We start from the raw sequence: 20,529 nt of genomic DNA, 5'->3' as shown, positions 1-20,529 counted from the left end.
TCCCACGAGACATGAAGATCGCCAACCTAGCCCTCGGCGGCGGCACCGTCGACCGGGTTTACGCCAGCGACGTCCGTGCGCAGCCGGGCGTGTACGTGCATGTCGTGCCAGCCGTCGGCGTGCAGCGTCGAGCCGCGCGCGGTCCCCTCCAGACCGAACCCGAGCCGGCCGGCGACCCGGCACGACGCCGTGTTCGCCACCGAGTGCCGAAGCTCCAGCCGGTGCAGCCCGACGGTGCCGAACGTCCAGGCCGCCATCGCCCGCGCCGCCCGGCCGGCGACACCGCCGCCCCGCGCGGCCGGCAGCACCCAGTACGACAGCTGCGCCACCCCCTCGGACAGCGAGACGGTCCGCAGCCCGATCTGGCCGACCGGCGCCCCGTCCCGCGAGCCGACGACCGCCCAGCTGGCGTCCGTCTCGTCCGCCCAGCGCCCGGCCCAGCCGGCGATCCACTCCCGAGCCTCGTCGTCGCTGTCGATCCGGCGGGCATGCCAGCGCTGGATGGCCGGACAGTCGAACGCCGCCCGTACGGCCGCGGCGTCGTCGACCCGCCACGGCCGCAGCACCAGCTCGTCGTCGACGGTGAGTCGGGGCTGCTCCAGCCCGCGCAGGGCACCGGCGGGCAGCGCCGGGCCGGCAAGTGTCGGCATGGTCCCATCCTCACCGGTCCGATCGACGGTATGGTGCCCGGATGGCACGACTGTGGTTCGTCACCGGAGCGGGCCGGGGCCTGGGGCGCGCGTTCGTCGAGGCCGCCCTCGCCCACGGCGACACCGTCGTCGCGACCGTACGCCGCGACGACGCCCTCGACGACGTCGCGGCGCGCTTCCCGGCCCTGCACCGCCGGCGGCTCGACGTCGCCGACCACGCCACCGTCCGGGCCGTCGTCGACGAGGTGGCCACCTCGACCGGCATACCCGACATCGTCGTCAACAACGCCGGGTACGGCCTGGTCGGCGCCGTCGAGGAACTCGGCGAGGCGGAGATCCGCGCCCAGTTCGACGTCAACCTGTTCGGCGCGCTCTGGGTCACCCAGGCCGTACTGCCGCACCTGCGCCGGCGCGGCTCCGGCCGGATCGTGCAGGTGTCGACCGTCGGCGCCGTCGGCCACCTGCCGCTGTTCGGGGCGTACAACGCGACGAAATGGGCCCTGGAAGGCTTGAGTGCCGCCCTGGCCGACGAGGTGCGCCCGCACGGCATCGGCGTACACCTGCTCCAGCTCGGCGGGTTCGCCACCGACTGGGCCGGCGCCAGCATGCGGTTCGCGACCGCCGACCCGGCGTACGCGCAGACCCGCGCCGCGATCCTCGGCCAGCCCGACTACCCCACCCCGGAGCAGGTCGCGGCCGCGGTGGAGCAGCCGGCGGAGGACGCCGGCGAGTGGGCCGAAGCGCCGCCCTCGGTGGCCGCCGAGGCGCTGCTCACCCTCCTCGACCAGCCGGACCCGCCGCTGCGTACGGTGATCGGCAACGGCGCCCACGACATGGTCCGCATCGCCCTCGAAGGCCGCCGCGACGACTACCTGAAGGACCCGGCGTTCACCTGGCCCGGCCCACCGGCCACCCCCGCCCGGCACTGACACCGGCCCACGGTCAGTCCGCCGGCTTCTCCCAGACCGAGACATGCTGGCCGCTCTCGCTGGTGAACGGCTCGCGGCTCCAGCCGTCCCAGCGCTCCCGCAGCCGCAGCCCGGCGAGCTGGGCCATCAGGTCGAGTTCGGCCGGCCACACGTAGCGGAACGGCACCGACCGGAACGAGCCCCGGCCGTCGACGACCTCGACGTAGTTCGAACTCATCTCCTGGGTGGCGACGTCGTAGAGGTCGTACGCCCACCCGGTCGCGCTGGTCCGGAACGGCACGACGTTCTGCCCGGCCGGAAGCTTGCGCAGGTCGGGAACCATCACCTCGACGACGAAGCAGCCGCCCGGTTCGAGGTGCGCGGCGACGGTGCGGAAGCAGGCGACCTGCGCCTCCTGAGTCGTAAGGTTCATGATCGTGTTGAAGACCAGGTAGGCGACCGAGAACGTCCCGTCCACCCTGGTCGTGGCGAAGTCGCCGATGGTCACGCCGACCGCGTCGCCGCCGGGCTTGGCCCGCAGCCGGGCCACCATCGCCCGGGACATGTCGATGCCGTGGACCGGCACACCCCGGCCGGCCAGCGGCAGCGCGATCCGGCCCGTGCCGATGCCGAGTTCGAGGGCGCGACCCCCGCCGGCAAGGTCCGCCAGCACGTCGACCGTGGCGCCCACGACCTCCGGCCGGGACATCTCCGACCCCGGATCGTCGTACCGCGCCGCGACGTCTTCCCCGAAATAGCCGTCAGGATCGTCCATCGGCGGACCGTACCGCGGCCGGCCACCGCGACGCCCGTGAATTTCCGGTGGACCGCCGCCCGGTCCGCGTCGGGTCCGCGTCCGTGCGAGCATGGTCCGATGACGATCGCCGACACCTACCGCGAGTTCGCCATCCGGGAGGCGCACGGCGAGTCACCCGCCTACGAACGCCTCGCGCACGCGGTGTCCCGCGACGAAGAGATCCTGACCCGGCTGGCCGGACTGCCGCCGGGAAAGCGCCAGCCGAACCTGCTGTTCGCCGTCGTACGGCTGCTCGGCGGCCCGGTCGACGACCCGGCCGCGTTCCACGACTTCACCGTGGCGCAGTGGCCGGCGGTGGTGGCGCAGATCCGCGCCCGGGCCACCCAGACGAACGAGGTCGGGCGCTGCGCCGCCCTGCTGCCGGTGCTCGCCACCCTGCCGGGCCCGCTGGCCCTGCTGGACGTGGGCGCGTCGGCCGGCCTGTGCCTCTATCCCGACCGGTACGCCTACCGCTACGGCGACCGACTCGTCGGATCCGGCGCCCCGGTGCTCGACTGCGCCGCCACCGGCGTGCCCGTGCCGGCCGTACCGCCGGAGGTGATCTGGCGGGCCGGCATGGACCTGAACCCGCTCGACGTGACCGACCCGGCCGACGTCGCCTGGCTGGAGGCGCTGATCTGGCCCGAGCACACCCACCGGCGTGCCCGGCTGCGGGCCGCCGTCGCGGTCGCCCAGGCGGAGCCGCCGCTGCTGGTCCGCGGCGACCTGGTGGACGACCTGCCGGCCCTGGCCGCGCGGGCGCCGGCCGACGCGACGCTCGTCGTCTTCCACACCAGCGTGCTCTACCAGGTGCCGGCCGCGGGCCGGGAACGCTTCACCGAGACCGTACGCGCCCTGCCCGGACACTGGATCTCCGTCGAGACTCCCGACGTGGTGGGCTTCGACAGCCTGCCCGCACCGCCCGACGGGGGGCTGCACAACGTGCTGGCGCTCGACGGCACGCCGCTCGCCTGGGTGCGGGGCCACGGCCAGTCGATCACCTGGTTCGGCTGACGATGGCGGACCCGGCGGCCGGGCTGCGGCACGTCTACTGGCTCGGCGGCGGCAGCGGCGCCGGCAAGTCGACCGTCGCCCGCCGGATCGCCGACCGGCACGGCCTGCGCCTGTACGCGACCGACGACATGATGCCGGACCACGCCGCCCGGGGCACCGCCGACGAGTGCCCGTACCTGCACCGGTTCATGGCGATGGACATGGACGAGCGGTGGGTGCGCCGCTCCCCCGCCCTGATGCTGGAGACGTTCCACTGGTTCCGGGGCGAGGGGTTCGCCCACATCGTCGACGACCTGCTCCGGCTGCCGGCGCGGCCCGCCGTCCTGGTGGAGGGTTTCCGGCTGCTGCCGTACCTGGTGAAGCCGCTGCTGGCCACCCCGGCGCACGCCGTCTGGCTGCTGCCGACGCCGGCGTTCCGGCGGGCGGCGTTCGCCAGCCGCGGTTCGCTGTGGACGATCGCCGGCCGGACCAGCGACCCGGAGCGGGCCCTGCGCAACCTGCTCGAACGTGACCGGATGTTCACCCAGCGGCTACGGGAGGAGACGAGCGTCCTCGGCCTTCACGCCGTCGACGTCGCCCCGGCGTCGACCGAGGACGATCTGGTCGACCGGGTCACGCGTACGCTCGGCCTCTGAAACCCTCGACCATCGGCGTGCAACCTCAGGGCCGAGCCGGACTTCCGCTTTCCGGCTCGACCGTGCTCGCGGCGCTCGCCACCCGGGCGCGGCGTCGGGTCCCCATCAGCGCGCCGATGCTGGCGGCCACGACCAGGGCGATTCCCGCCGCCTGTACGGGGCGCAGCACCTGATCGAGCAGGAGGAACCCGGCCAGGGCGCCGCCGGCCGGAGCCATGCTGACGAGGATTCCGAAGACGTGGCTCGGCAGGTGCCGCAGCGCGTAGAGGTCACACAGGTACGGCACGGCCGAGGAGAGGAGTGCCACCAGCATCCCGGTCAGCAGGACATCCTGCTGTAGCAGTTGGCGACCGCCGATCACGGCGCCGAACGGCAGCGCGAGGACGAAGCCGACGGCCAGCGCGAAACACAACCCGTCCGCGTTGCCGTACCGCTGGCCGATCCGCTTGCTGCCGACGATGTACAGCGCCCGGCACGTCGCGGCGACGAGCGCGAACCCGATCCCCCATCCGTCGAGGTGGCCGAGGTTCCAGGTCAGCAGGACGACACCCGCGGCGGCGACCAGACCCCAGATCCGGTCCCGGAACCGGGCCGCGCTGATCAGTACGACGGCCAGCGGCCCGAGGAACTCCAGCGTCGTGGCGACACCCAGCGGGAGGCGGCTGATCGCCGCGAAGAACGAGGCGTTCATGACCGCGAGCACCGCGCCGAACGTGACGACCAGTGGGAGGTCGCCGCGGGTGATGCGGCCGACCTTCGGTCGTACGGCGATCCAGGTGAACACGGCGGCGAAGCCGAGCCGCAGGGTGGCGGCGGGCACCGCACCGATCCTGGCGGCGAGACCTGTCGCGAAGACCGCCCCCAGTTGAAGGCTTGTCATCTGCAGGAAGACCAGCATCGTCGACGCCGTCGTACGGCGTTCGGCGACGTCCGTACGCGCGCCGTGGGTGCGCGGTTCGGGCTCGAGTTCCAATCCAGGCCTTTCTTGAGCTCGCGGCCGGTGTCCGGGCCCGCCGTGGCGACCCGAAGCCGGGCCGGTCCAGGTCGCCGCGAGCCGCGGTGTGCATCTTCATCACGTCTCCGTTGAGGCCGCTGGCGGGCGTTGCCTCTGGTGGCCCGGGCCGACGTCCGGCTCCGTCGGCGGGTGCGGCTACGGCTTTGGCGTCCACGACTCAGGGCGCCCGGGTGGCACCGTCGCGAGTAGGCTCACCTCCGAATCGCAGGAGAAGGTGTAGACCTGGATCGACCCGCTGCGGGATTGGAGATAGATGGTGACGCCGGTGGCGGTTCGGTGACAGGACAGCACGCGGCCGTCCCGGTCGGGCGGCCGGTCGTGGGCGGAGAACACAACTCCCCCTCTGTAATAGTCGTAGCGCCATAGAGCCTTACATGTGAGCATACGTAAGATGTCATTCGACTTCAACGGTTACCGCAGTGACGGGCTGACGCTCGCCGCGCTCCTTGTCAACGCGGTCCACGCGGGACAGTCCCCCGAGCAGCTCCACACCCTGCTCGAAGAGCAGGGTGTGATCGTGGACGAGTCCGTCCTCGGCCGTGCCGCCGACCTGGTCGACTGGATCCGCGGGCTGCGGCGGGTGTTCGCCGCCGCCTCCGCCGAGGAGGCCGGCCAGACCGTCAACGAACTGCTGGGGAAGGTCGCGTTCGCGCCCCACGTCGTCGATCACGGCAACGGCCTGCACATGCACTACGCGCCACCGGAGGCGCCGACGGTGCACCGCGTCCAGACGAACACCGCCATGGCGCTCGCACTGCAGATCGCCGAATCGGGGGTGACCCGCTTCGGCGTGTGTCCGGCCGACTCGTGCGGGCGTGTCTTCGTGGATGCTTCACGTAACGGAAAGCGCCGCTACTGCTCCGGGGCATGCTCGAATCGCAGCAACGTGGCGGCGCACCGGGCCCGCCAGGCCGCCGAGGCCGGAACCGACCACAGGAACGTCTGAGCCCCACGGCTGTTCGAGAGCGTCACCGCTCCTGCCGTACCGCCGCCGTCGTCGTGCCGGAGGGGGTGACGGTGCCCCGGCCACGACCTGCTGCCGCGATCGAGGAGGCCAACCGGTGAGCAAGACCATCGCGCACCCGTTCGACGACCGGGCCCGCACGCTGTGCCCCGGCCTGCGCGTCGACACCGTGCTGCACCGCACCGAAAAGGCGGTCCTACTCGCCGGCACGCTCCACGAGCTGGCCGGGCCACTGTGACGAGCCGGGGCGCGCGTGGCCCGAGGCAAGGGGGCGACATGACGCCCGCAGCCGCCGAGCGGCGCAAGTCCCGTGAAAAATCTCCTGGCATGGTGTCGGGTCCGGGGCGATTCGTGATCGTCGACGTGACCTCGCGCGAAGAGGCTCTGGCGTGGGCCGCCAAGTTCGCCGTCGCATGCCGCTGTGCGCAAGAGGTCCGGGCACTCATGCCCGACCCCGAAACAGACGCGATGCTCCGCCAGGCTGACAGACGCCGGTAGGCGTCATCGCTAGAGTTGCCGGCTGTGACACATAGCCTTGCGCACCCCGTCGTGGATACGTTGATCACCTACTACGACGACGCCACGGACGAACGGGTCGCGCTGACGGCGGGCGACTTGGGCGCCTGGACGGCAGCGACGGCAGCGTTGCTGACCGACGGGTGCGGGCTCGGTCCGGGACGACAGGCCGGCGTCCTGCTTCCGCCGCACTGGCAAACGGCGGCCGTACTGCTCGGGGCCTGGGCCGCAGGGGTGGAGGTCTCGTTCCGTGGCTGGTCGACCGCAGGACTGACCCCCGCCGGCGATCCGCTCGACGTGACATTCGTCGAACAACGGCGGGTCAACAGCTGGCTGGACAACGTGCCGTCGGGGCGGCACCAGTTCGTTCTCGGCCTCGAGCCCGGTGGCACGCCAGCGGCGCAGGTACCAGAGGGCTACCGGGACTACGCGCGGGCCGTGCGCCCATACCTGGGCGCAGCGCCTCCGAACGTGCAGATCGACATACACGGCCCGGCGACGGTCGACGGCAGCACCTACGCCCAGTACGGCGCGATCGCGGCCGAGGTCGCGCGGACCCAAGGCGTCGGCCCCGGCGACCGGGTGTTGATCGACGCGGCGGCCGCCGAGGAGCCGCTGATCTGGCTCCTCGCGCCCTTGTTCGCCGGTGCCTCGCTGGTGCTGTGCGCGAATCTGGACCGGTCGAGGCTCGACGAACGGATCAGTGCGGAGCGCGTCACGCGCATGCTGTGACACCCGATCCCCCGGTGCCTGCCTCGACATGACCGGTCAGACGCGGTCAGCTCTGCCCGCTCGTTGATGGCACGTTGGCCGTACCACTCACCTACGAGTGAGTACGCAGACCACCTTGCCGAGGATCACCGCCCGGTCACCGGGGATGACGGGGTAACGCGGATTACGGGGCAGCAGGTCCACGGCGCCATCGCGGACACGCAAGACCTTGACGGTGGCCTCGTCGTCGATCATCGCGGCGACGATGTCGCCACTGTCGGCCACCGCTTGCTGCCGCACCACGACGACGTCACCGTCCGCGATGCCAGCTTCGAGCATCGAATCTCCGAGGACGTGCAGCGCGAACAGCCTTCCGTGGCCGACCAGTTTCCTGGGCAGGTTCAGGACTTCCTCGACGTGCTCCTCGGCCAGGATGGGAGCGCCGGCAGCGATCGAGCCCAGCAGTGGAACCTGAACGCCCGAGCGCTCGCCCGGATCGCCAGGGTCGTCTGAGTGTCGCGATGGGCGGGCGTCCACCGCGCGTGGCCCGCGTGCAGCCCGGCGTAGGAATCCGCGCTGTTGGAGCAACTTCAGGTGGTACGCCACCGACGATGGCGACCCGAGTCCGACCGCGGCGCCGATCTCCCGCACCGTCGGTGGATACCCATGGCGCTCGACCCACTGCCGTATCACGGCCAGGATCTGCTGTTGACGGGGACTCAAGCCGGGCAGGTCCGGCGGCAGCTCCGAGGACGTCATCCTCGGACGATACCCCCGCGTTCGATCAAATGTGCTAATCATCCGCGTCGTCAGTTCGGGCCTGCCGGGTAGGTCGCCTCCAGGTCCCGGTTCACTCGGCAGCCCCGTGCAGTTTCGGGATGGCCGAGCCGGCGACTCCAGCTCAGTGGGCCAGGCGCGTTCGCTCACTAATCTTCCCGCGCCGACAGCGCTCCCGATTATTGGATTACCGGTAATCGCAATCCGATAACTGTCCTCAGGGGAAGTGGACATAAGCCCCCAAAATCCCCGTACACCATAATGACCGTTATGGTGTAACGGGATGGATCGGCTGCAATCCGGGTGGCAGGGACCGCTTGTCCTGACTCGGCGCAACTGATGCGGGTCGGGAGAGTTGACGCCTTGGATCAGTGGATCTGACACCGGCTCAGTGAAAGTGATGCCGTAGCGTCACCGGGGTGGGTCTGCTGTTGGTGCTGCGCCCTCGGCAGCCGCGTCCGAAGAGCCTGCGCCGTTCTACCCGGACGCAGCGGCGTGAGCGCCACCGCGCTGACGCCGAAGAGTGGGCCGCGGCGAAGGAACGCAGTTGCTGCTCGAAGTGTCCGTGGAGGAGCTGTTGCCGTTGATGAAATGGCTTCACCGATCGGCGTCGATGGCGCGGACTGGGCACCACGGATACATCTGGGATAGATAAGGACCTCCATGCGCGAAACTTCAGAAGATCTCCAAGAGCTTCAGGCCCTCCTTGACGCCTCCCTCTCCCGCTCCACCTCGCACCTCCGCTCGATCATCAAGGCTGAAAGCACACTGACCGCGGAGCAGCTCACCCAGGTCCTCACCGGCATGTGCACCCTCGCCCTGTCCACCGTGACGGCGAAGGGCGAGCCACGGATCAGCGGTGTGGACGGGCACTTCCTGCACGGGAAGTGGCACTTTGGCACGGCGCGCAACGCCGCCAAGGCGCGCCATCTCGCGGCGCGGCCCGCCGTCAGCGCCGCGTATATGCGCGGTGAGGACCTAGGCGTGTTCACGCACGGCAAGGTGGAGATCCTCAACCCCCAGGACGGCGAGCCGGCCGCGGACTGGCCCGACCTGCTCGCGTACTTCAAGGACTTCTACGGCGACGGCGACGACTTCTTCGACTGGGAAAACGACGTGGTCTACTACCGGCTACATCCACACTGGATGACCGTCTACGCCCCCGACATCGCGAAGCTCACTGCGGCGTCCCAGTCCTGATCCGCAGCACGGCCGCATCGGGACCGGCCACGTGATGAGAGATCTGGTGAAGCGGCCGGGAGCCGGTCCGAACGGGGGCGCGGCGGTCGCGGAAGGCACTCCGGACACCGTCGCGACGGCGGACACCCCGACCGCCAGTTTCTTCCGGCGGTACGCGGCCGGCCTGCCGCTCCTGGAGGTGTGCGGAAAGGCGCGCGCTACTGCCGCCGTTTGAGATGCCAGCCCTCACACCTAGATCATCTTTTTGGCCTCTGGTGTCGCGATTCTTACCAACACCCCTTGCTGGCGCGGTGGCCGGCGGCAGGCCACCTCCGATCCGGCCGGCGAGCCGAATGAGACCGCGACCGCCCGGTGCTGGCCGACCTGCTGCGCCGCGCCGGCGAGGACCCCACACCGCAAGCCCCGCCGGGCGAGACCGACCGGCGGCTGGCGGCCAGGACCCGGGCCGCCGCAACGTCGCACCGGCCCGCGTCGCTCCCGAGCCTGCACCCGAGGACGACGTCGACGAGCCCGAGGACGGGCAGGTCGACAACGTCATTCCCTTCGGGATCTTCGACGCCCGCGAGGAGGCGCAACGGTGGCTAAGACCGCCGCGTTCACCCCGCCGGCTGACGAGCCACTGACCAGCAAGGAAGGCTGGTTCCGCTGGGTCCAGCACGACCCGCGCCCGCCCAAGCTGCGCCTGGACTGGCCGCACCTGAGCCCGGTCGAGCAGGCCGCCTACGACGACGCCCGGCTGGACTACCACAACGACCTGATCGTGGTGAACACCCCAACCATCCAGGAGGTCGTCAAGACCGTCCGCAGGCTGCTGATCATCACCGGCGGCGCAGGCACCGGCAAGACGACCGCCATCACCCAGCTCGGCCGCCGCGCCCACGAACTGTCCGTCGCGCTGCGCAACCCGATGACCGGCCCGCGGATCCCGGTCGTCTACGTCACCGTTCCACCAGCGGCGACACCCCGCATGCTCGCCGTTGAGTTCGCCCGATTCCTCGGCCTGCCCCTGGCATCCAGGTCCAACATCACCGACGTCACCAACGCCGTCTGCGCCGTGCTCTGCGCCGTACGGCGACACGATCCGCGGGGGCATCCATGAAGAGGCTGGCCAACGGTCAGCGAGGTGAGATGAGTACTGCCACGGTTGAGTCCGACCAGCTCAAATACTTCTCCGAGCGGATCCCCGCCACGTTCGTCTACTCCGGCATCAACGTCGAGCGGGCCTATCTGTTCTCCGGCACCCACGGCGAACAGATAGCCAGCCGGTTCGCCACCATCGCGACCCGGGCAGACCCGGGTCGCCTACCAAACGACCCGAGCCCGCGCCTACGCCGAGTTCGGCAACCGCCTCGACTGGTCCGAAGCCCACGACACCTGGCATCCCCACCACCACAGCATGCTCGCCGACTGGATCGAAACCTACGCCCGTCCGAACCCCATCCGGGGACACGCCCTGGTTTCTAGGAACATCAGATTCACTGGGCCGCACCCAGCATGGACGGCTCAATGAAACTGATGCACCCCAGGTCAGAAGGACGCTTATGCATCAACTGCAGCGAGCCGGGACACCGCTGTCCGGTCCGCTTCGGTGGCCGGTTTGGCAACGCGTGACGCTGTTGACGTCTCAGACGTCCCTGAGGCAGTCAGGTGCGTTGCGGACAGGGGGAAGGCTTGTTACCTTCCTCCGTTGGAGGCGGATGATCGCCTTCCCCGGACGAGACGTGCGCCGTACCCGGTCTGCAAAGACGACGCTCGCAGGAGACGTCATGACCGGCCGTACGCACCCGATCGACTTCACCTCACCGCCCGCCGAGGGGCGAAGCCTCGACGTGCGATGGATCCACGGCTCGGAGTCGGCCAGGCATAACACCGACCCCGAGATCCAGGTGCACGCCTACGACGCGCACACGGTCATCCTGCGGCAGAACATGGCGGTCAACTACGAGGCGCCGTTTCTGTTCCTGCTCTTCGGTAACGACCGCGCCGTCCTGCTCGACACCGGGGCCACCGCCGCAGCGGAGTTCTTCCCGCTACGCCGCATCGTTGACGAGCTGGTGGCGCGGTGGCTGGCCGACAACCCCCGCGATAGGTACGAACTGCTGGTCCTGCACACGCATGCCCACGGCGACCATGTCGCCGGCGACGGGCAGTTCGCCGACCGGCCGGACACCGTGGTCGTGGGCGCCGATCGCGCGACCGCGTGGGCCTACCTCGGCCTTGGCGGCGATCTGGACCGGGTGACCACGCTCGACCTGGGCGGGCGGGTGCTGGAGTGCCTGGCCAGCCCCGGCCACCACCAAGCGGCGGTGACCCTCTACGACGCCTACACCGGTTTCCTCTTCACCGGCGACACCGTCTACCCCGGGCGCCTCTACGTGCAGGACTGGGCAGCCTTCCGAGACACCATCGACCGGCTCGTCCGCCTCACCGACATGCGCGCGGTAAGCCACGTCCTCGGCTGCCACATCGAGATGACCACCACGCCCGGCGTCGACTAGCCGATCCGCACCACGTACCAGCCCGACGAGCCACCGCTGCAGATGAGCCCCCAGCGCCTGCGGGACATCCGTGCGGCCATCGACGAGGTCGCCGAGCAGACCGGACGGCACTCCTACGCCGACTTCATCATCTGCCGGTAACCGTGATGGGCGGCCATCTCCCCCGCCCTCCCGCGGCCGGTCACCACCGCTGCCGTGGTGACCGGCCGCGCCTTCGTCGACCCGACCAGCGGCCGGGGTAACCCGTTCGCCTGGATCGGCCCCGATTACCGACGCACACGCCTTAGAAGCGACCAGCCCGATTTCGCTCCTATCAGGCACGGCGGAGCGAAAGCTGGATGGAGGCGCAGTCCATTTCATAACCCCAGCTCAGCGGAGGTTCGCCAGGGGATCGGACACCAAATACGGCTGCTGCGCCACAACCACTGAACTACGGTGCTCCGATGCAGGCATATGAGGCTCAGCGGGCAAAACAGGCTGCCATATCAAGCGCCTCATGGCTAGGCCTAACCGCCCACGACGCCGCCGTCCTGCACAACTCGAACACGCTCACCCTCCGTTTGCAGCCCTGCGACGTGCTCGCCCGGGTGACGCCGGCCGCGCATCAGTGCGCCAAGCTCGAAGTGGATGTCGCTCAGCGGTTGGCCGAGGTCGGGAGCCCGGTGGCCGCGCTGGAATCGCCCCAGGTCTTTGTCCGGGGCGACTACGTCGTCACCTTCTGGACCTACTACGAACCGGTGACTACCCGATCGCTCTCAAACGCCGAGTACGTCGGCGCGCTCGAACGTCTGCACGCCGGAATGCGCAAGGTCGACCTGCCCACCCCGCATTTCACGGACCGAGTTTCTGAGGCCCAGACGCTCGTGGCCGATCCTGCCCGAACACCGGATCTGGCCGACCCGGACCGGGTCTTCCTCGCCAGCACGTTGGACCGCCTGCGACGAGCGGTCGGCGAGAGCGGCCGTGCCGAGCAACTCCTGCACGGCGAACCCCATCCGGGCAACCTGCTCTTGACCCGGACCGGCGCGCTTTTCATCGACTTCGAGACGTGCTGCCGGGGGCCGATCGAGTTCGACCTAGCCCACGCGCCCGACGAGGTCGGAGACCACTACCCGAACATCGATCACCGACTGCTCCGAGATTGCCGGACCCTCGTGCTGGCGATGATCACAGCGTGGCGCTGGGATCGCGACGACCAGTTCCCCGACGGCCGCCAACTCGGCATCGAGTGGCTGAACCAACTCCGGGAGAAGGTAACGGCCCAGTCTGGATAGGTACGTAGGGGTGAGCCATGTCGGACTCTGACCCGGGGGTGGGCGGCTCGGAATCAGGTCGTGTGGCGGATGATCGAGCCTGCGATCCGCTCGGTGAGCCCCGGTGAGAAGAACGGGTGGTGGCCCATTCCAGGCACGATCTCTAGTCGCGCCGCCGGGATCTGCGCCGCGAGGGCCTCACCGTGGGCTTGGGGGAACAGCGGGTCATCGCTGCCGTGCAGGACCAGGGTCGCAGCGGTGATCCGGGACAAGGAGGCCCGCCGGTCGTCGGCCCAACGCCGACCGGCCAGGTCGTGATTCGAGGCGGCGGCGAGGTTGTCGGCCCGGGCGTGACAGTGTTCGACAAACCGCCGCCCGGCGGCCTCGTCGAAGGACAGGACATCGCCGTTGAGTACTCGCCAGGTCTGAACGTCGGCGTCCATGCGCTGTTGTGCCGTCGTGCGGGGCGCCTTCGCCGAGGCCATCAGGTGGTCGAGGAACCGTGCCGTCGGAGGCGGGAGCTCGTCGGCCGCAGCCGGTTGGCCTGCCATCGCCCGCGCCCATGCCGGGCCAGGATTGTTCCCCATGGGGGAGGAAGCCATGGCCGTCAGCGTGCGGACACGGACCGCCTGATGCACGGCGAGCCACTGCCCTATCGCCGCGCCCAGCGACGTCCCGACGATGTGCGCGGCCGTGACGCCGTAACCGTCCAGAACGGCGGCCGTGTCGGCTGCCATGTCGGCAAGCGCGTACGGATGCGTTGTGAAATCGACGGAGTCGGAACGGCCGGTGTCGCGGTGATCGAACCGGATCACCTGCCGGCCGCTGTTCACGAGAGCTTCCACCAGCTCATCGGGCCAGCCGATGGCCTGCGTAGAGGTGCCCATGACCAACAGAACGGTGGGGTCATCTGGGTACCCGAAACGCTCGGTCCACAACCGAACTTGCCCGGAACGAACGAATTTCTCCTCACCAGTAAGCATGCCGTGCACCGTAATGGTCACCGGGTAGGCCGGAAGCCGCTACCCGTTGTAACCAAAAAGGATGCCCATGGGATAATGAAGAGGTGGGCGAGAGCGCGTTGAGCCTCTACGCACCGTGGCCGGCTCAACGGCGTTTGCCCAGCACAAACCCCACTACGGCCGGCCGGAAGTACTCGACGACACCGAATCCGGCTACGGCGACGGTAGGAGCCGGGTGATCTGGGTGAGTGCGGAGTCGAGCGTCTCGGCATCGACTCGTCGCGCGGGCTAGGGGGACGTTCCGCGTCAGCCCGGAGCGAGGACGCAGAACTCGTTGCCCTCGGGGTCGGCGAGGACGACCCACGAGACGTCGCCCTGACCGACGTCGGCGCGGGTCGCGCCGAGAGCCAGCAGCCGGGCCACCTCGGCCGCCTGATCGTCACCGCGATCCGGCGCCACGTCGAGATGGGCGCGGTGCCGCACGGTCGTCACGCCCGGCGCGCGGAGGAACTCAAGGTACGGCCCGACCCCCTTGGCCGAGCGCAGCCGCGCATGGTCGTCGGTCACCTCGTGCGGGGTCCAGTCCATCACCTCGCCCCAGAAGCGGGCCATGGCCCGCGGGTCCGCGCAGTCGACGACCACGGCGGCGATCGGCCCGGTGTCCCGGTAGATCTCCCGAGGCTCCAGCACGCGGAACACGTTGCCCTCCGGGTCGGCCAGCACCGTCCACGGGACGTCGCCCCGGCCCGCGTCGGCGGGCGTCGCACCGAGCTCCTTCAGGCGCGCGACCAACTCCGTCCGATGGATCGTGGAGGTGGTGGCGAGGTCGAGGCGCGCGCGACACCTCACCGTTTCGGGGTCCGGCACGGCTATGACGTCGACGCAGACCGGGGCGTCGGGGTCCGTCCAGACGAAGCCGGCGGGCGCGACGCTGGTCGCACCGGGAACCGAGCGGGAAACCCAGCCGAGGGCCTCCGCCCAGAACCGGCCGAGTGTCGAGTCGTCCCGGGCCTTGAAGTTCGCCTGAACAAGTCGCAGCGCCACGCCATCTACCCTATGCCCGTCGATCAGACCAGGATGGACCGCGGGAACCGCGTCAGACTCAGCCGACAGTCGTGTCCGGCTCGTCGCGGGCGGCGCCGAACCACCGAGGCATCTGGCCGAGAAGATCTTCCTGGTCTTCGCCGGCCCAGGCGACGTGGCCGTCCGGCCGCAGCAGCACGGCGGGTACGTCCAGTTCCGTGCTGCTGTCGACGACGTGGTCGACCCGGTCCGCCCACCCGGCGACCGAGAGCCCGCCGGTCTGGTCGAGAAGCAGTCCACGGCCGGCGTGGGTCAGCTCGTAGAGACGCCCCCGTTGCAGCCGCAGGTCGCGCATCCGCCGGCCGAGCAGTTCGTGGCCCTCGCCGAAGTCGTAGCGGATGCCGATCGCCATGATCTTCTCCGTCAGGTACCGGTTCACGTCGTCGAAGGCCAGCAGCTCCGAAAGCAGCCGGCGTACCGCCTGGGGCCCCGGCTCGGTGGACAGCAGTTCCATCTGCGCGCGGGTGTTGTCCAGTACGTCGGCGGCAACCGGGTGCCGCTCGGTGTGGTAGCTGTCCAGCAGCCCGTGCGGTGCCCAGCCGTCGATCTCGGCGGCCAGTTTCCAGCCGAGGTTGAAGGCGTCCTGGATGCCGAGGTTGAGCCCCTGTCCGCCGGTCGGCGGGTGGATGTGCGCCGCGTCGCCGGCCAGCAGGACCCGGCCGACCCGGTAGCGTTCGGCGAGCCGGGTGGCGTCGCCGAAGCGGGACAGCCAGCGTGGTGAGTGGACGCCGAAGTCGGTGCCGGCGTATGTCCGCAACTGCCGGCTGAACTCTTCCAGGGTCGGCGGGATCGAGCGGTCCTCGGCCAAGCCGGCCGCGGGTACGACCACGCGGTACACCCCGTCACCGATGGGGCCGAGACCGAAGCGCTTCTCGGTCTTGCGGACCTCGGTCACCACGGCGGCCACCGTCTCGGCTGGCAGCGCCACCTCCATCTCGCCGAGCAGCGTCTCGACCCGGCTGGGCTCGCCGGGAAAGCCGACGCCGAGCAGCTTGCGTACGGTGCTGCGACCGCCGTCGCAGCCGACGAGGTAGCGGGAGCGCAGCTGGGTGCCGTCGGCCAGTTCGGCGGTGACCCCGCTGTCGTCCTGCCTCAGCCCGACCAGTTCACAGCCGCGCCGGATCTCGGCGCCGACCTCGGTGGCGTACTCGGCCAGCAGGCGGTCGGTGGTGGTCTGCGGGATGCCGAGAACGTAGGGGTGTGCGGTGTCCAGCCGGTCGGGCGCGGGCTTGGCGATGCCGGCGAAGAACCCACCGGCGGGGTACCGCTGGCCGAGCGCGAGGAACCGGTCCAGCATGCCGCGTTGGTCCAGCACCTCGATGCTGCGCGCGTGCAGACCGAGCGCGCGGACGTACGGGACCGGTTCGGTCTCCCTCTCCAGTACGAGCACCCGCACCCCGTGCAGTCGCAGCTCGCTGGCCAGCATCAAGCCGGTCGGGCCGCCGCCGGCAACGATCACGTCGAACATGAACCGCCCATTCCCTGAGGTTTGCGTGTCGGCCAGATCCGTCCCGGTCCGGTGGTGCGCGCCCGCGTGCCCCGAATGCTCATACGTCGACAAGAGCACACGTACTGCATGAACCGCTGTTTTCCACAGGTTCTGGCCCCGGCCGACGATTCTGCGGTACGACCCGGGTCTTGCCGCAAGACCCCCGGTGCGCTATATGTTGGGAGTGGCGAGGAGTTCGTTCTCCTCGCCTTTTGCTGTCTCGCCTTCTGTTGCCTCGCCGCCTTTTCGGATGCCCGACACGACCCGGTCACTCACGGCCGCGTCACCGGGCCGGGGCGGTCTTCCGCTCGTCGGACCCGAGATTGCCGGCCCCGACTCCACCGGTTGCGGGCCGCCGTCGGCGCGACACGGCCGCCGCGGCGACGAGACAGATCACGGCGGCGATGATCAGGGGTGGCCGGCCGCCCAGGTGTACGGCGGCGGCGCCGAGTGGGATCGCCAGGGCGATCGGCGCGAACATGACGGTGTTGGCCGTGGCGGCGACACGGCCGAGCACCGCGGGCGGGGTGTGGGTCTGTACGGTGGTGACGGCCGCGACCAGGGTCCAGGGCAGGCCGATCCCGGTGATCACCGAGGCGGCGACGGTGGCCGCCGGCCAGGGCAGGCAGCGGGCCAGGCAGCCGGCGGCGACCAGGACCGTGCCGGTGACCCCGACCGCGACCGGTCGCCATCGGGTGAGCAGGCGGCCGGCGAACAGGCCACCGGCGATCGAGCCGAGCCCTTGCGCGCTGAGCAGGACGCCGAGGAACGTCGCCGGTAGCCGCAGGTCCACGGTGACCACGGCGTACAGCGCCGCGGTGACGAAGCCGGACATGGCGATCGCGACGGCGGCCAGGGTGACGGTGCGGCTGATCGTGGGTTCGGTGCGCAGTACGGCCAGGCCGGCGCGCAGGCCGGACCGTCGAGGTGCCGGCGGGGCGGGTCGGGTGTGGCGCAGGCGCAGGGCGGTGTAGAGGGCGGCTCCGAGCAGGGGCATGGCGGCGCTGAGTACGGCGACCTGGTGCCCGCCCTGCCAGGCGTACAGGCCGGCGCCGGCCATCGGGGCGACGAGCTTGGCGCCTTCCTGGGCGCTGGAGCGCCAGCCGTTGACGGCGGCGAGCCCGTCGGGTGGGAGTGCCTGGGGCAGCAGGGCCGTTTCGCCGGCGTCGATGAGGACGTAGCTGACGCCGTAGGCGAGCGAGACGGCGAACAGCAGCCAGGTGTGTTCGGCGGCGCGTACGCCGAGGAGGCTGAGCAGGACGGCGGCGAGTGCCAGGTTGGTCGTGACGAGGGTGGGTCGCTTGGGCAGCCGGTCGAGCAGGCCGCCGAGCCAGGGGCCGGCGAGTTGCGGGGCGTAGATGCAGAGCCCGGTGAGCGCGGCGAGGCTGGTGGAGCCGGTCAGGTCGAGGATCCAGACGCCGGCGACCAGGGACATCGCGCTGCTGCCGAAGCCGGACAGCACCGAGATCGTCACGAACAGCATGGTGTTGCGCCGCATGGCACCCCCGGCGGATTGAGTCGTTGCGACCCACATCCTGGAAGTTGAGTCGATGCGGAGCAATATGCGTCGCAACTGTCAATGGTCTGTTGACAGGGCGTCCCGCAGGGCGGCGGTCGCCTCCCGGACCGGTACGGGCAGAAGTCGCTGGTCCACCTCGGTCAGGTCGGTGAGGACGTGCGTGCCCAGGGCGTGGACGGCTCCGGGCTGGGCCTGCAGGGCGGCGGCGACGGTGGCGCGTACGAGCGCGGCCCGGGTGAAGCGGGTGTCCCACCGCCGGTCGGTGTCGATCCATCTCTGCAGTCGCGCCACTGCGGTGCGGGCCGCCGCCATCCGGGGCGCGTACGCGCTGGTGGCCTCGTGCCGGCGGGCCTGGGCCGCCGCCACGAGGCGCTGGCGGCGCTGTTCGGCGGCCTGCCGGCTGGCCAGGCCGAGTGCGGCGGCGATCTGTGCCCAGGTGGCGCCGGTGTGGCGGGCGCGTTCGATGAGGGTGAGTTCGTGCTCGTCCAGCCGGGTGCGGGCGGCGCGGACCTCCGCCAGGTCCGCCAGTTCAGCCGTCATCCTGTCAACAGTACGTTGACGGGAGTTGTCGCGGCCGTGACCCGGTTTCGGAATGCCTTGCATGGTCATGCGGTCGCGTGCATATACTTCTGCTCGTGTCCAAGGTTCTCACCTCCCTGCCTGTCGGCGAACGCGTCGGAATCGCCTTCTCCGGCGGCCTCGATACCTCCGTAGCGGTCGCGTGGATGCGCGAGAAGGGTGCCGTTCCCTGCACCTACACCGCCGACATCGGCCAGTACGACGAGCCCGACATCGCCTCGGTGCCCGGCCGCGCGACGGCGTACGGCGCCGAGGTCGCCCGCCTGGTCGACTGCCGGGCGGCGCTCGTCGAGGAGGGACTCGCCGCGCTGGCCTGCGGCGCGTTCCACATCCGGTCCGGTGGCCGCACCTACTTCAACACCACCCCGCTCGGGCGGGCCGTCACCGGCACCCTGCTGGTGCGGGCGATGCTCGACGACGACGTGCAGATCTGGGGCGACGGCTCCACCTTCAAGGGCAACGACATCGAGCGGTTCTACCGCTACGGGCTGCTCGCCAACCCGTCGCTGCGGATCTACAAGCCGTGGCTGGACGCCGACTTCGTCACCGAGCTCGGCGGCCGCAAGGAGATGTCGGAGTGGCTGCTCGCCCACGACCTGCCCTACCGGGACAGCACCGAGAAGGCATACTCCACCGACGCGAACATCTGGGGCGCCACCCACGAGGCCAAGGCCCTCGAACACCTCGACGCCGGCATCGAGATCGTCGAGCCGATCATGGGCGTACGGTTCTGGGACCCGGCCGTCGTGATCGACACCGAGGACGTCACGATCGGCTTCGAGCGCGGCCGGCCGGTGACGATCAACGGCAAGGAGTTCGCCTCCGCGGTCGACCTGGTGCTGGAGGCCAACGCGATCGGCGGCCGGCACGGCATCGGCATGTCCGACCAGATCGAGAACCGGGTCATCGAGGCCAAGAGCCGCGGCATCTACGAGGCGCCGGGCATGGCGCTGCTGCACGCGGCGTACGAGCGGCTGGTCAACGCGATCCACAACGAGGACACCCTGGCCAGCTACCACAACGACGGCCGGCGGCTGGGCCGGCTGATGTACGAGGGCCGCTGGCTGGACCCGCAGGCGCTGATGCTGCGCGAGTCGCTGGACCGCTGGGTCGGGTCGGCGATCACCGGCGAGGTGACCATCCGGCTGCGGCGCGGCGAGGACTACTCGATCCTGGAGACGTCCGGTCCGGCGTTCAGCTACCACCCCGACAAGCTGTCGATGGAGCGCACCCAGGATTCGGCGTTCGGCCCGGTCGACCGGATCGGCCAGCTCACCATGCGCAACCTCGACATCGCCGACTCGCGGGCCAAGCTGGAGCAGTACGCCCGGCTCGGGATGGTCGGCGGCAGCCCGCACCCGGCGCTGACGATCGCCGCCCAGCCGGCCCCGACCGGGCTGATCGGCGCGATGCCGGAGGGCGGGGCCGAGGCGATCGCGTCGCGCGGCGAGGGCCCCAACGGCGAACTTCTCGACAACGCCGCGATGGAGTTCGGCACCGACTGACGCAAGGACCTCTCCGGTGGCACCCGGTCGCGGGCGCCACCGGAGAGGTCAGTCCCAGCCACGGGTGCTGGGCACCAGCCCGATCCGGGGCGCGGTCAGCCACGAGTCGCCGGCCGCGAACGCCGCTACCGGCTGCAACCCGGCCCGCTGCGCGAGGTCGAGGACTGGCTCGGCCACTACGAGCGGTTCTGGAAGGACCACCTCGGTGCGCTGCGCGACCTCCTGGACGAGACGCCGTGACCGCCGACATCCACACCGACGCGTTCCTGTCGCACCCGCCGGAGAAGGTGTGGCGGGCGCTGACCGACCCGGACCTGGTCGCCGCCTGGCTGATGCCGAACACGTTCGAGCCCCGGGTCGGGCACCGGTTCACGTTCCGCACCGACCCGGCCCAGCAACGGACCTGGCGCATCCTCGGCGGCGGCTGGCGCGGCCAGCTCGCCTGACGCCTGGCG

At 70.4% G+C, this 20,529-nt stretch carries 23 protein-coding genes and 1 riboswitch; of the genes, 13 read left to right on the top strand and 10 right to left on the bottom strand.

What is annotated here, in order from left to right; genetic code table 11:
• Nucleotides 1-26: 26 nt before the first annotated feature.
• Nucleotides 27-650 carry a GNAT family N-acetyltransferase gene (locus QCD66_RS17900; protein ID WP_375734201.1) on the bottom strand — a complete coding sequence of 208 codons (624 nt, stop codon included), beginning with the start codon at nt 648-650 and terminating at the stop codon, nt 27-29.
• A gap of 41 nt (nt 651-691) precedes the next feature.
• On the opposite strand from QCD66_RS17900, the gene QCD66_RS17895 reads away from it, so the two are divergent.
• Nucleotides 692-1,579 carry an SDR family NAD(P)-dependent oxidoreductase gene (locus tag QCD66_RS17895; RefSeq protein WP_375734200.1) on the top strand — a complete coding sequence of 296 codons (888 nt, stop codon included), beginning with the start codon at nt 692-694 and terminating at the stop codon, nt 1,577-1,579.
• A 13-nt stretch (nt 1,580-1,592) separates the two neighbouring features.
• Here QCD66_RS17895 and QCD66_RS17890 read toward each other — a convergent pair whose 3' ends face one another.
• On the bottom strand, nt 1,593-2,333 hold the full coding sequence (locus QCD66_RS17890; protein WP_375734199.1) for a class I SAM-dependent DNA methyltransferase: 741 nt from the start codon (nt 2,331-2,333) through the stop codon (nt 1,593-1,595).
• A 99-nt stretch (nt 2,334-2,432) separates the two neighbouring features.
• Here QCD66_RS17890 and QCD66_RS17885 point away from each other — a divergent pair, with 99 nt between their 5' ends.
• Entirely contained in the window at nt 2,433-3,368 is a 936-nt protein-coding gene (locus QCD66_RS17885) for a DUF2332 domain-containing protein (protein WP_375734198.1), read from the top strand.
• A 2-nt stretch (nt 3,369-3,370) separates the two neighbouring features.
• Nucleotides 3,371-4,003, top strand: a complete 633-nt coding sequence (locus QCD66_RS17880) for a hypothetical protein (RefSeq protein ID WP_375734197.1) — start codon at nt 3,371-3,373, stop codon at nt 4,001-4,003.
• Nucleotides 4,004-4,028: 25 nt separating this feature from the next.
• Here the strand turns inward: QCD66_RS17880 and QCD66_RS17875 are convergent, their stop codons facing one another.
• Nucleotides 4,029-4,976, bottom strand: a complete 948-nt coding sequence (locus QCD66_RS17875; RefSeq protein ID WP_375734196.1) for a DMT family transporter — start codon at nt 4,974-4,976, stop codon at nt 4,029-4,031.
• 433 nt (nt 4,977-5,409) lie between these two features.
• On the opposite strand from QCD66_RS17875, the gene QCD66_RS17870 reads away from it, so the two are divergent.
• From QCD66_RS17870 to QCD66_RS17855, 4 genes are all read left to right on the top strand, one after another.
• Nucleotides 5,410-5,964: a CGNR zinc finger domain-containing protein gene (locus tag QCD66_RS17870; RefSeq protein WP_375734195.1), complete on the top strand. Its 555-nt coding sequence runs from the start codon at nt 5,410-5,412 to the stop codon at nt 5,962-5,964.
• A 115-nt stretch (nt 5,965-6,079) separates the two neighbouring features.
• On the top strand, nt 6,080-6,220 hold the full coding sequence (locus QCD66_RS17865) for a hypothetical protein (RefSeq protein WP_375734194.1): 141 nt from the start codon (nt 6,080-6,082) through the stop codon (nt 6,218-6,220).
• A gap of 38 nt (nt 6,221-6,258) precedes the next feature.
• Nucleotides 6,259-6,480, top strand: coding sequence for a hypothetical protein (locus tag QCD66_RS17860; RefSeq protein ID WP_375734193.1), 222 nt, complete (start codon nt 6,259-6,261; stop codon nt 6,478-6,480).
• 51 nt (nt 6,481-6,531) lie between these two features.
• Entirely contained in the window at nt 6,532-7,230 is a 699-nt protein-coding gene (locus QCD66_RS17855; RefSeq protein WP_375734192.1) for a TIGR03089 family protein, read from the top strand.
• A gap of 87 nt (nt 7,231-7,317) precedes the next feature.
• On the opposite strand, the gene lexA is transcribed toward QCD66_RS17855, so the two are convergent.
• Nucleotides 7,318-7,968, bottom strand: a complete 651-nt coding sequence (gene lexA, locus QCD66_RS17850) for a transcriptional repressor LexA (RefSeq protein WP_375734191.1) — start codon at nt 7,966-7,968, stop codon at nt 7,318-7,320.
• A 681-nt stretch (nt 7,969-8,649) separates the two neighbouring features.
• Between lexA and QCD66_RS17845 the strand changes: the two genes are divergently transcribed.
• The 4 genes from QCD66_RS17845 (at nt 8,650) to QCD66_RS17830 (ending at nt 12,958) form a co-directional block, all read left to right on the top strand.
• Nucleotides 8,650-9,186, top strand: coding sequence for a pyridoxamine 5'-phosphate oxidase family protein (locus tag QCD66_RS17845; protein ID WP_375734190.1), 537 nt, complete (start codon nt 8,650-8,652; stop codon nt 9,184-9,186).
• Nucleotides 9,187-9,763: 577 nt separating this feature from the next.
• On the top strand, nt 9,764-10,285 hold the full coding sequence (locus QCD66_RS17840) for an AAA family ATPase (protein ID WP_375734189.1): 522 nt from the start codon (nt 9,764-9,766) through the stop codon (nt 10,283-10,285).
• A gap of 587 nt (nt 10,286-10,872) precedes the next feature.
• A riboswitch (guanidine-III (ykkC-III) riboswitch) is annotated at nt 10,873-10,941 on the top strand.
• Nucleotides 10,942-10,952: 11 nt separating this feature from the next.
• Nucleotides 10,953-11,684, top strand: coding sequence for an MBL fold metallo-hydrolase (locus QCD66_RS17835; protein WP_375734188.1), 732 nt, complete (start codon nt 10,953-10,955; stop codon nt 11,682-11,684).
• A gap of 443 nt (nt 11,685-12,127) precedes the next feature.
• Complete coding sequence (locus QCD66_RS17830) at nt 12,128-12,958, top strand: phosphotransferase family protein (RefSeq protein WP_375734187.1); 831 nt, start codon at nt 12,128-12,130, stop codon at nt 12,956-12,958.
• 53 nt (nt 12,959-13,011) lie between these two features.
• Here the strand turns inward: QCD66_RS17830 and QCD66_RS17825 are convergent, their stop codons facing one another.
• The 5 genes from QCD66_RS17825 to QCD66_RS17805 form a co-directional block, all read right to left on the bottom strand.
• Nucleotides 13,012-13,920: an alpha/beta fold hydrolase gene (locus QCD66_RS17825; RefSeq protein ID WP_375734186.1), complete on the bottom strand. Its 909-nt coding sequence runs from the start codon at nt 13,918-13,920 to the stop codon at nt 13,012-13,014.
• Between the two features lie 285 nt (nt 13,921-14,205).
• A complete protein-coding gene (locus QCD66_RS17820; RefSeq protein WP_375734185.1) occupies nt 14,206-14,943 on the bottom strand; it encodes a VOC family protein in 738 nt (245 codons plus the stop codon).
• A 58-nt stretch (nt 14,944-15,001) separates the two neighbouring features.
• Entirely contained in the window at nt 15,002-16,450 is a 1,449-nt protein-coding gene (rox, locus tag QCD66_RS17815) for a rifampin monooxygenase (protein WP_375734184.1), read from the bottom strand.
• A gap of 304 nt (nt 16,451-16,754) precedes the next feature.
• Complete coding sequence (locus QCD66_RS17810) at nt 16,755-17,969, bottom strand: MFS transporter (protein WP_375734183.1); 1,215 nt, start codon at nt 17,967-17,969, stop codon at nt 16,755-16,757.
• Nucleotides 17,970-18,047: 78 nt separating this feature from the next.
• The gene (locus QCD66_RS17805) at nt 18,048-18,530 is read right to left on the bottom strand and encodes a hypothetical protein (protein WP_375734182.1); all 483 of its coding nucleotides are present in this window, start codon (nt 18,528-18,530) and stop codon (nt 18,048-18,050) included.
• Nucleotides 18,531-18,625: 95 nt separating this feature from the next.
• Here QCD66_RS17805 and argG point away from each other — a divergent pair, with 95 nt between their 5' ends.
• Entirely contained in the window at nt 18,626-20,074 is a 1,449-nt protein-coding gene (gene argG / locus QCD66_RS17800) for an argininosuccinate synthase (protein WP_364217405.1), read from the top strand.
• A 48-nt stretch (nt 20,075-20,122) separates the two neighbouring features.
• Here the strand turns inward: argG and QCD66_RS17795 are convergent, their stop codons facing one another.
• On the bottom strand, nt 20,123-20,251 hold the full coding sequence (locus QCD66_RS17795) for a hypothetical protein (RefSeq protein WP_375734181.1): 129 nt from the start codon (nt 20,249-20,251) through the stop codon (nt 20,123-20,125).
• A gap of 59 nt (nt 20,252-20,310) precedes the next feature.
• Here QCD66_RS17795 and QCD66_RS17790 point away from each other — a divergent pair, with 59 nt between their 5' ends.
• Nucleotides 20,311-20,520 carry an SRPBCC domain-containing protein gene (locus QCD66_RS17790; protein WP_375734180.1) on the top strand — a complete coding sequence of 70 codons (210 nt, stop codon included), beginning with the start codon at nt 20,311-20,313 and terminating at the stop codon, nt 20,518-20,520.
• The last annotated feature ends 9 nt before the right edge of the window (nt 20,521-20,529 follow it).

The organism is Polymorphospora sp. A560 (assembly GCF_045781765.1).
GTDB classification, from domain to species: Bacteria; Actinomycetota; Actinomycetes; order Mycobacteriales; family Micromonosporaceae; genus Polymorphospora; species Polymorphospora lycopeni.
The sequence above is the reverse complement of the archived record's forward strand: the minus strand, read 5'-3'. Positions and strand labels throughout refer to the sequence as shown.

Coding starts and splice junctions, on each gene's coding strand:
- QCD66_RS17825 (WP_375734186.1), bottom strand. CDS start 13,920: ATGCTTACTGGTGAGGAGAAATTCGTTCGTTCCGGGCAAGTTCGGTTG.
- QCD66_RS17895 (WP_375734200.1), top strand. CDS start 692: ATGGCACGACTGTGGTTCGTCACCGGAGCGGGCCGGGGCCTGGGGCGC.
- QCD66_RS17845 (WP_375734190.1), top strand. CDS start 8,650: ATGCGCGAAACTTCAGAAGATCTCCAAGAGCTTCAGGCCCTCCTTGAC.
- QCD66_RS17860 (WP_375734193.1), top strand. CDS start 6,259: ATGACGCCCGCAGCCGCCGAGCGGCGCAAGTCCCGTGAAAAATCTCCT.
- QCD66_RS17835 (WP_375734188.1), top strand. CDS start 10,953: ATGACCGGCCGTACGCACCCGATCGACTTCACCTCACCGCCCGCCGAG.
- QCD66_RS17830 (WP_375734187.1), top strand. CDS start 12,128: ATGCAGGCATATGAGGCTCAGCGGGCAAAACAGGCTGCCATATCAAGC.
- QCD66_RS17810 (WP_375734183.1), bottom strand. CDS start 17,969: ATGCGGCGCAACACCATGCTGTTCGTGACGATCTCGGTGCTGTCCGGC.
- QCD66_RS17880 (WP_375734197.1), top strand. CDS start 3,371: ATGGCGGACCCGGCGGCCGGGCTGCGGCACGTCTACTGGCTCGGCGGC.
- QCD66_RS17805 (WP_375734182.1), bottom strand. CDS start 18,530: ATGACGGCTGAACTGGCGGACCTGGCGGAGGTCCGCGCCGCCCGCACC.
- lexA (WP_375734191.1), bottom strand. CDS start 7,968: ATGACGTCCTCGGAGCTGCCGCCGGACCTGCCCGGCTTGAGTCCCCGT.
- rox (WP_375734184.1), bottom strand. CDS start 16,450: ATGTTCGACGTGATCGTTGCCGGCGGCGGCCCGACCGGCTTGATGCTG.
- QCD66_RS17870 (WP_375734195.1), top strand. CDS start 5,410: ATGTCATTCGACTTCAACGGTTACCGCAGTGACGGGCTGACGCTCGCC.
- QCD66_RS17900 (WP_375734201.1), bottom strand. CDS start 650: ATGCCGACACTTGCCGGCCCGGCGCTGCCCGCCGGTGCCCTGCGCGGG.
- QCD66_RS17885 (WP_375734198.1), top strand. CDS start 2,433: ATGACGATCGCCGACACCTACCGCGAGTTCGCCATCCGGGAGGCGCAC.
- QCD66_RS17890 (WP_375734199.1), bottom strand. CDS start 2,333: ATGGACGATCCTGACGGCTATTTCGGGGAAGACGTCGCGGCGCGGTAC.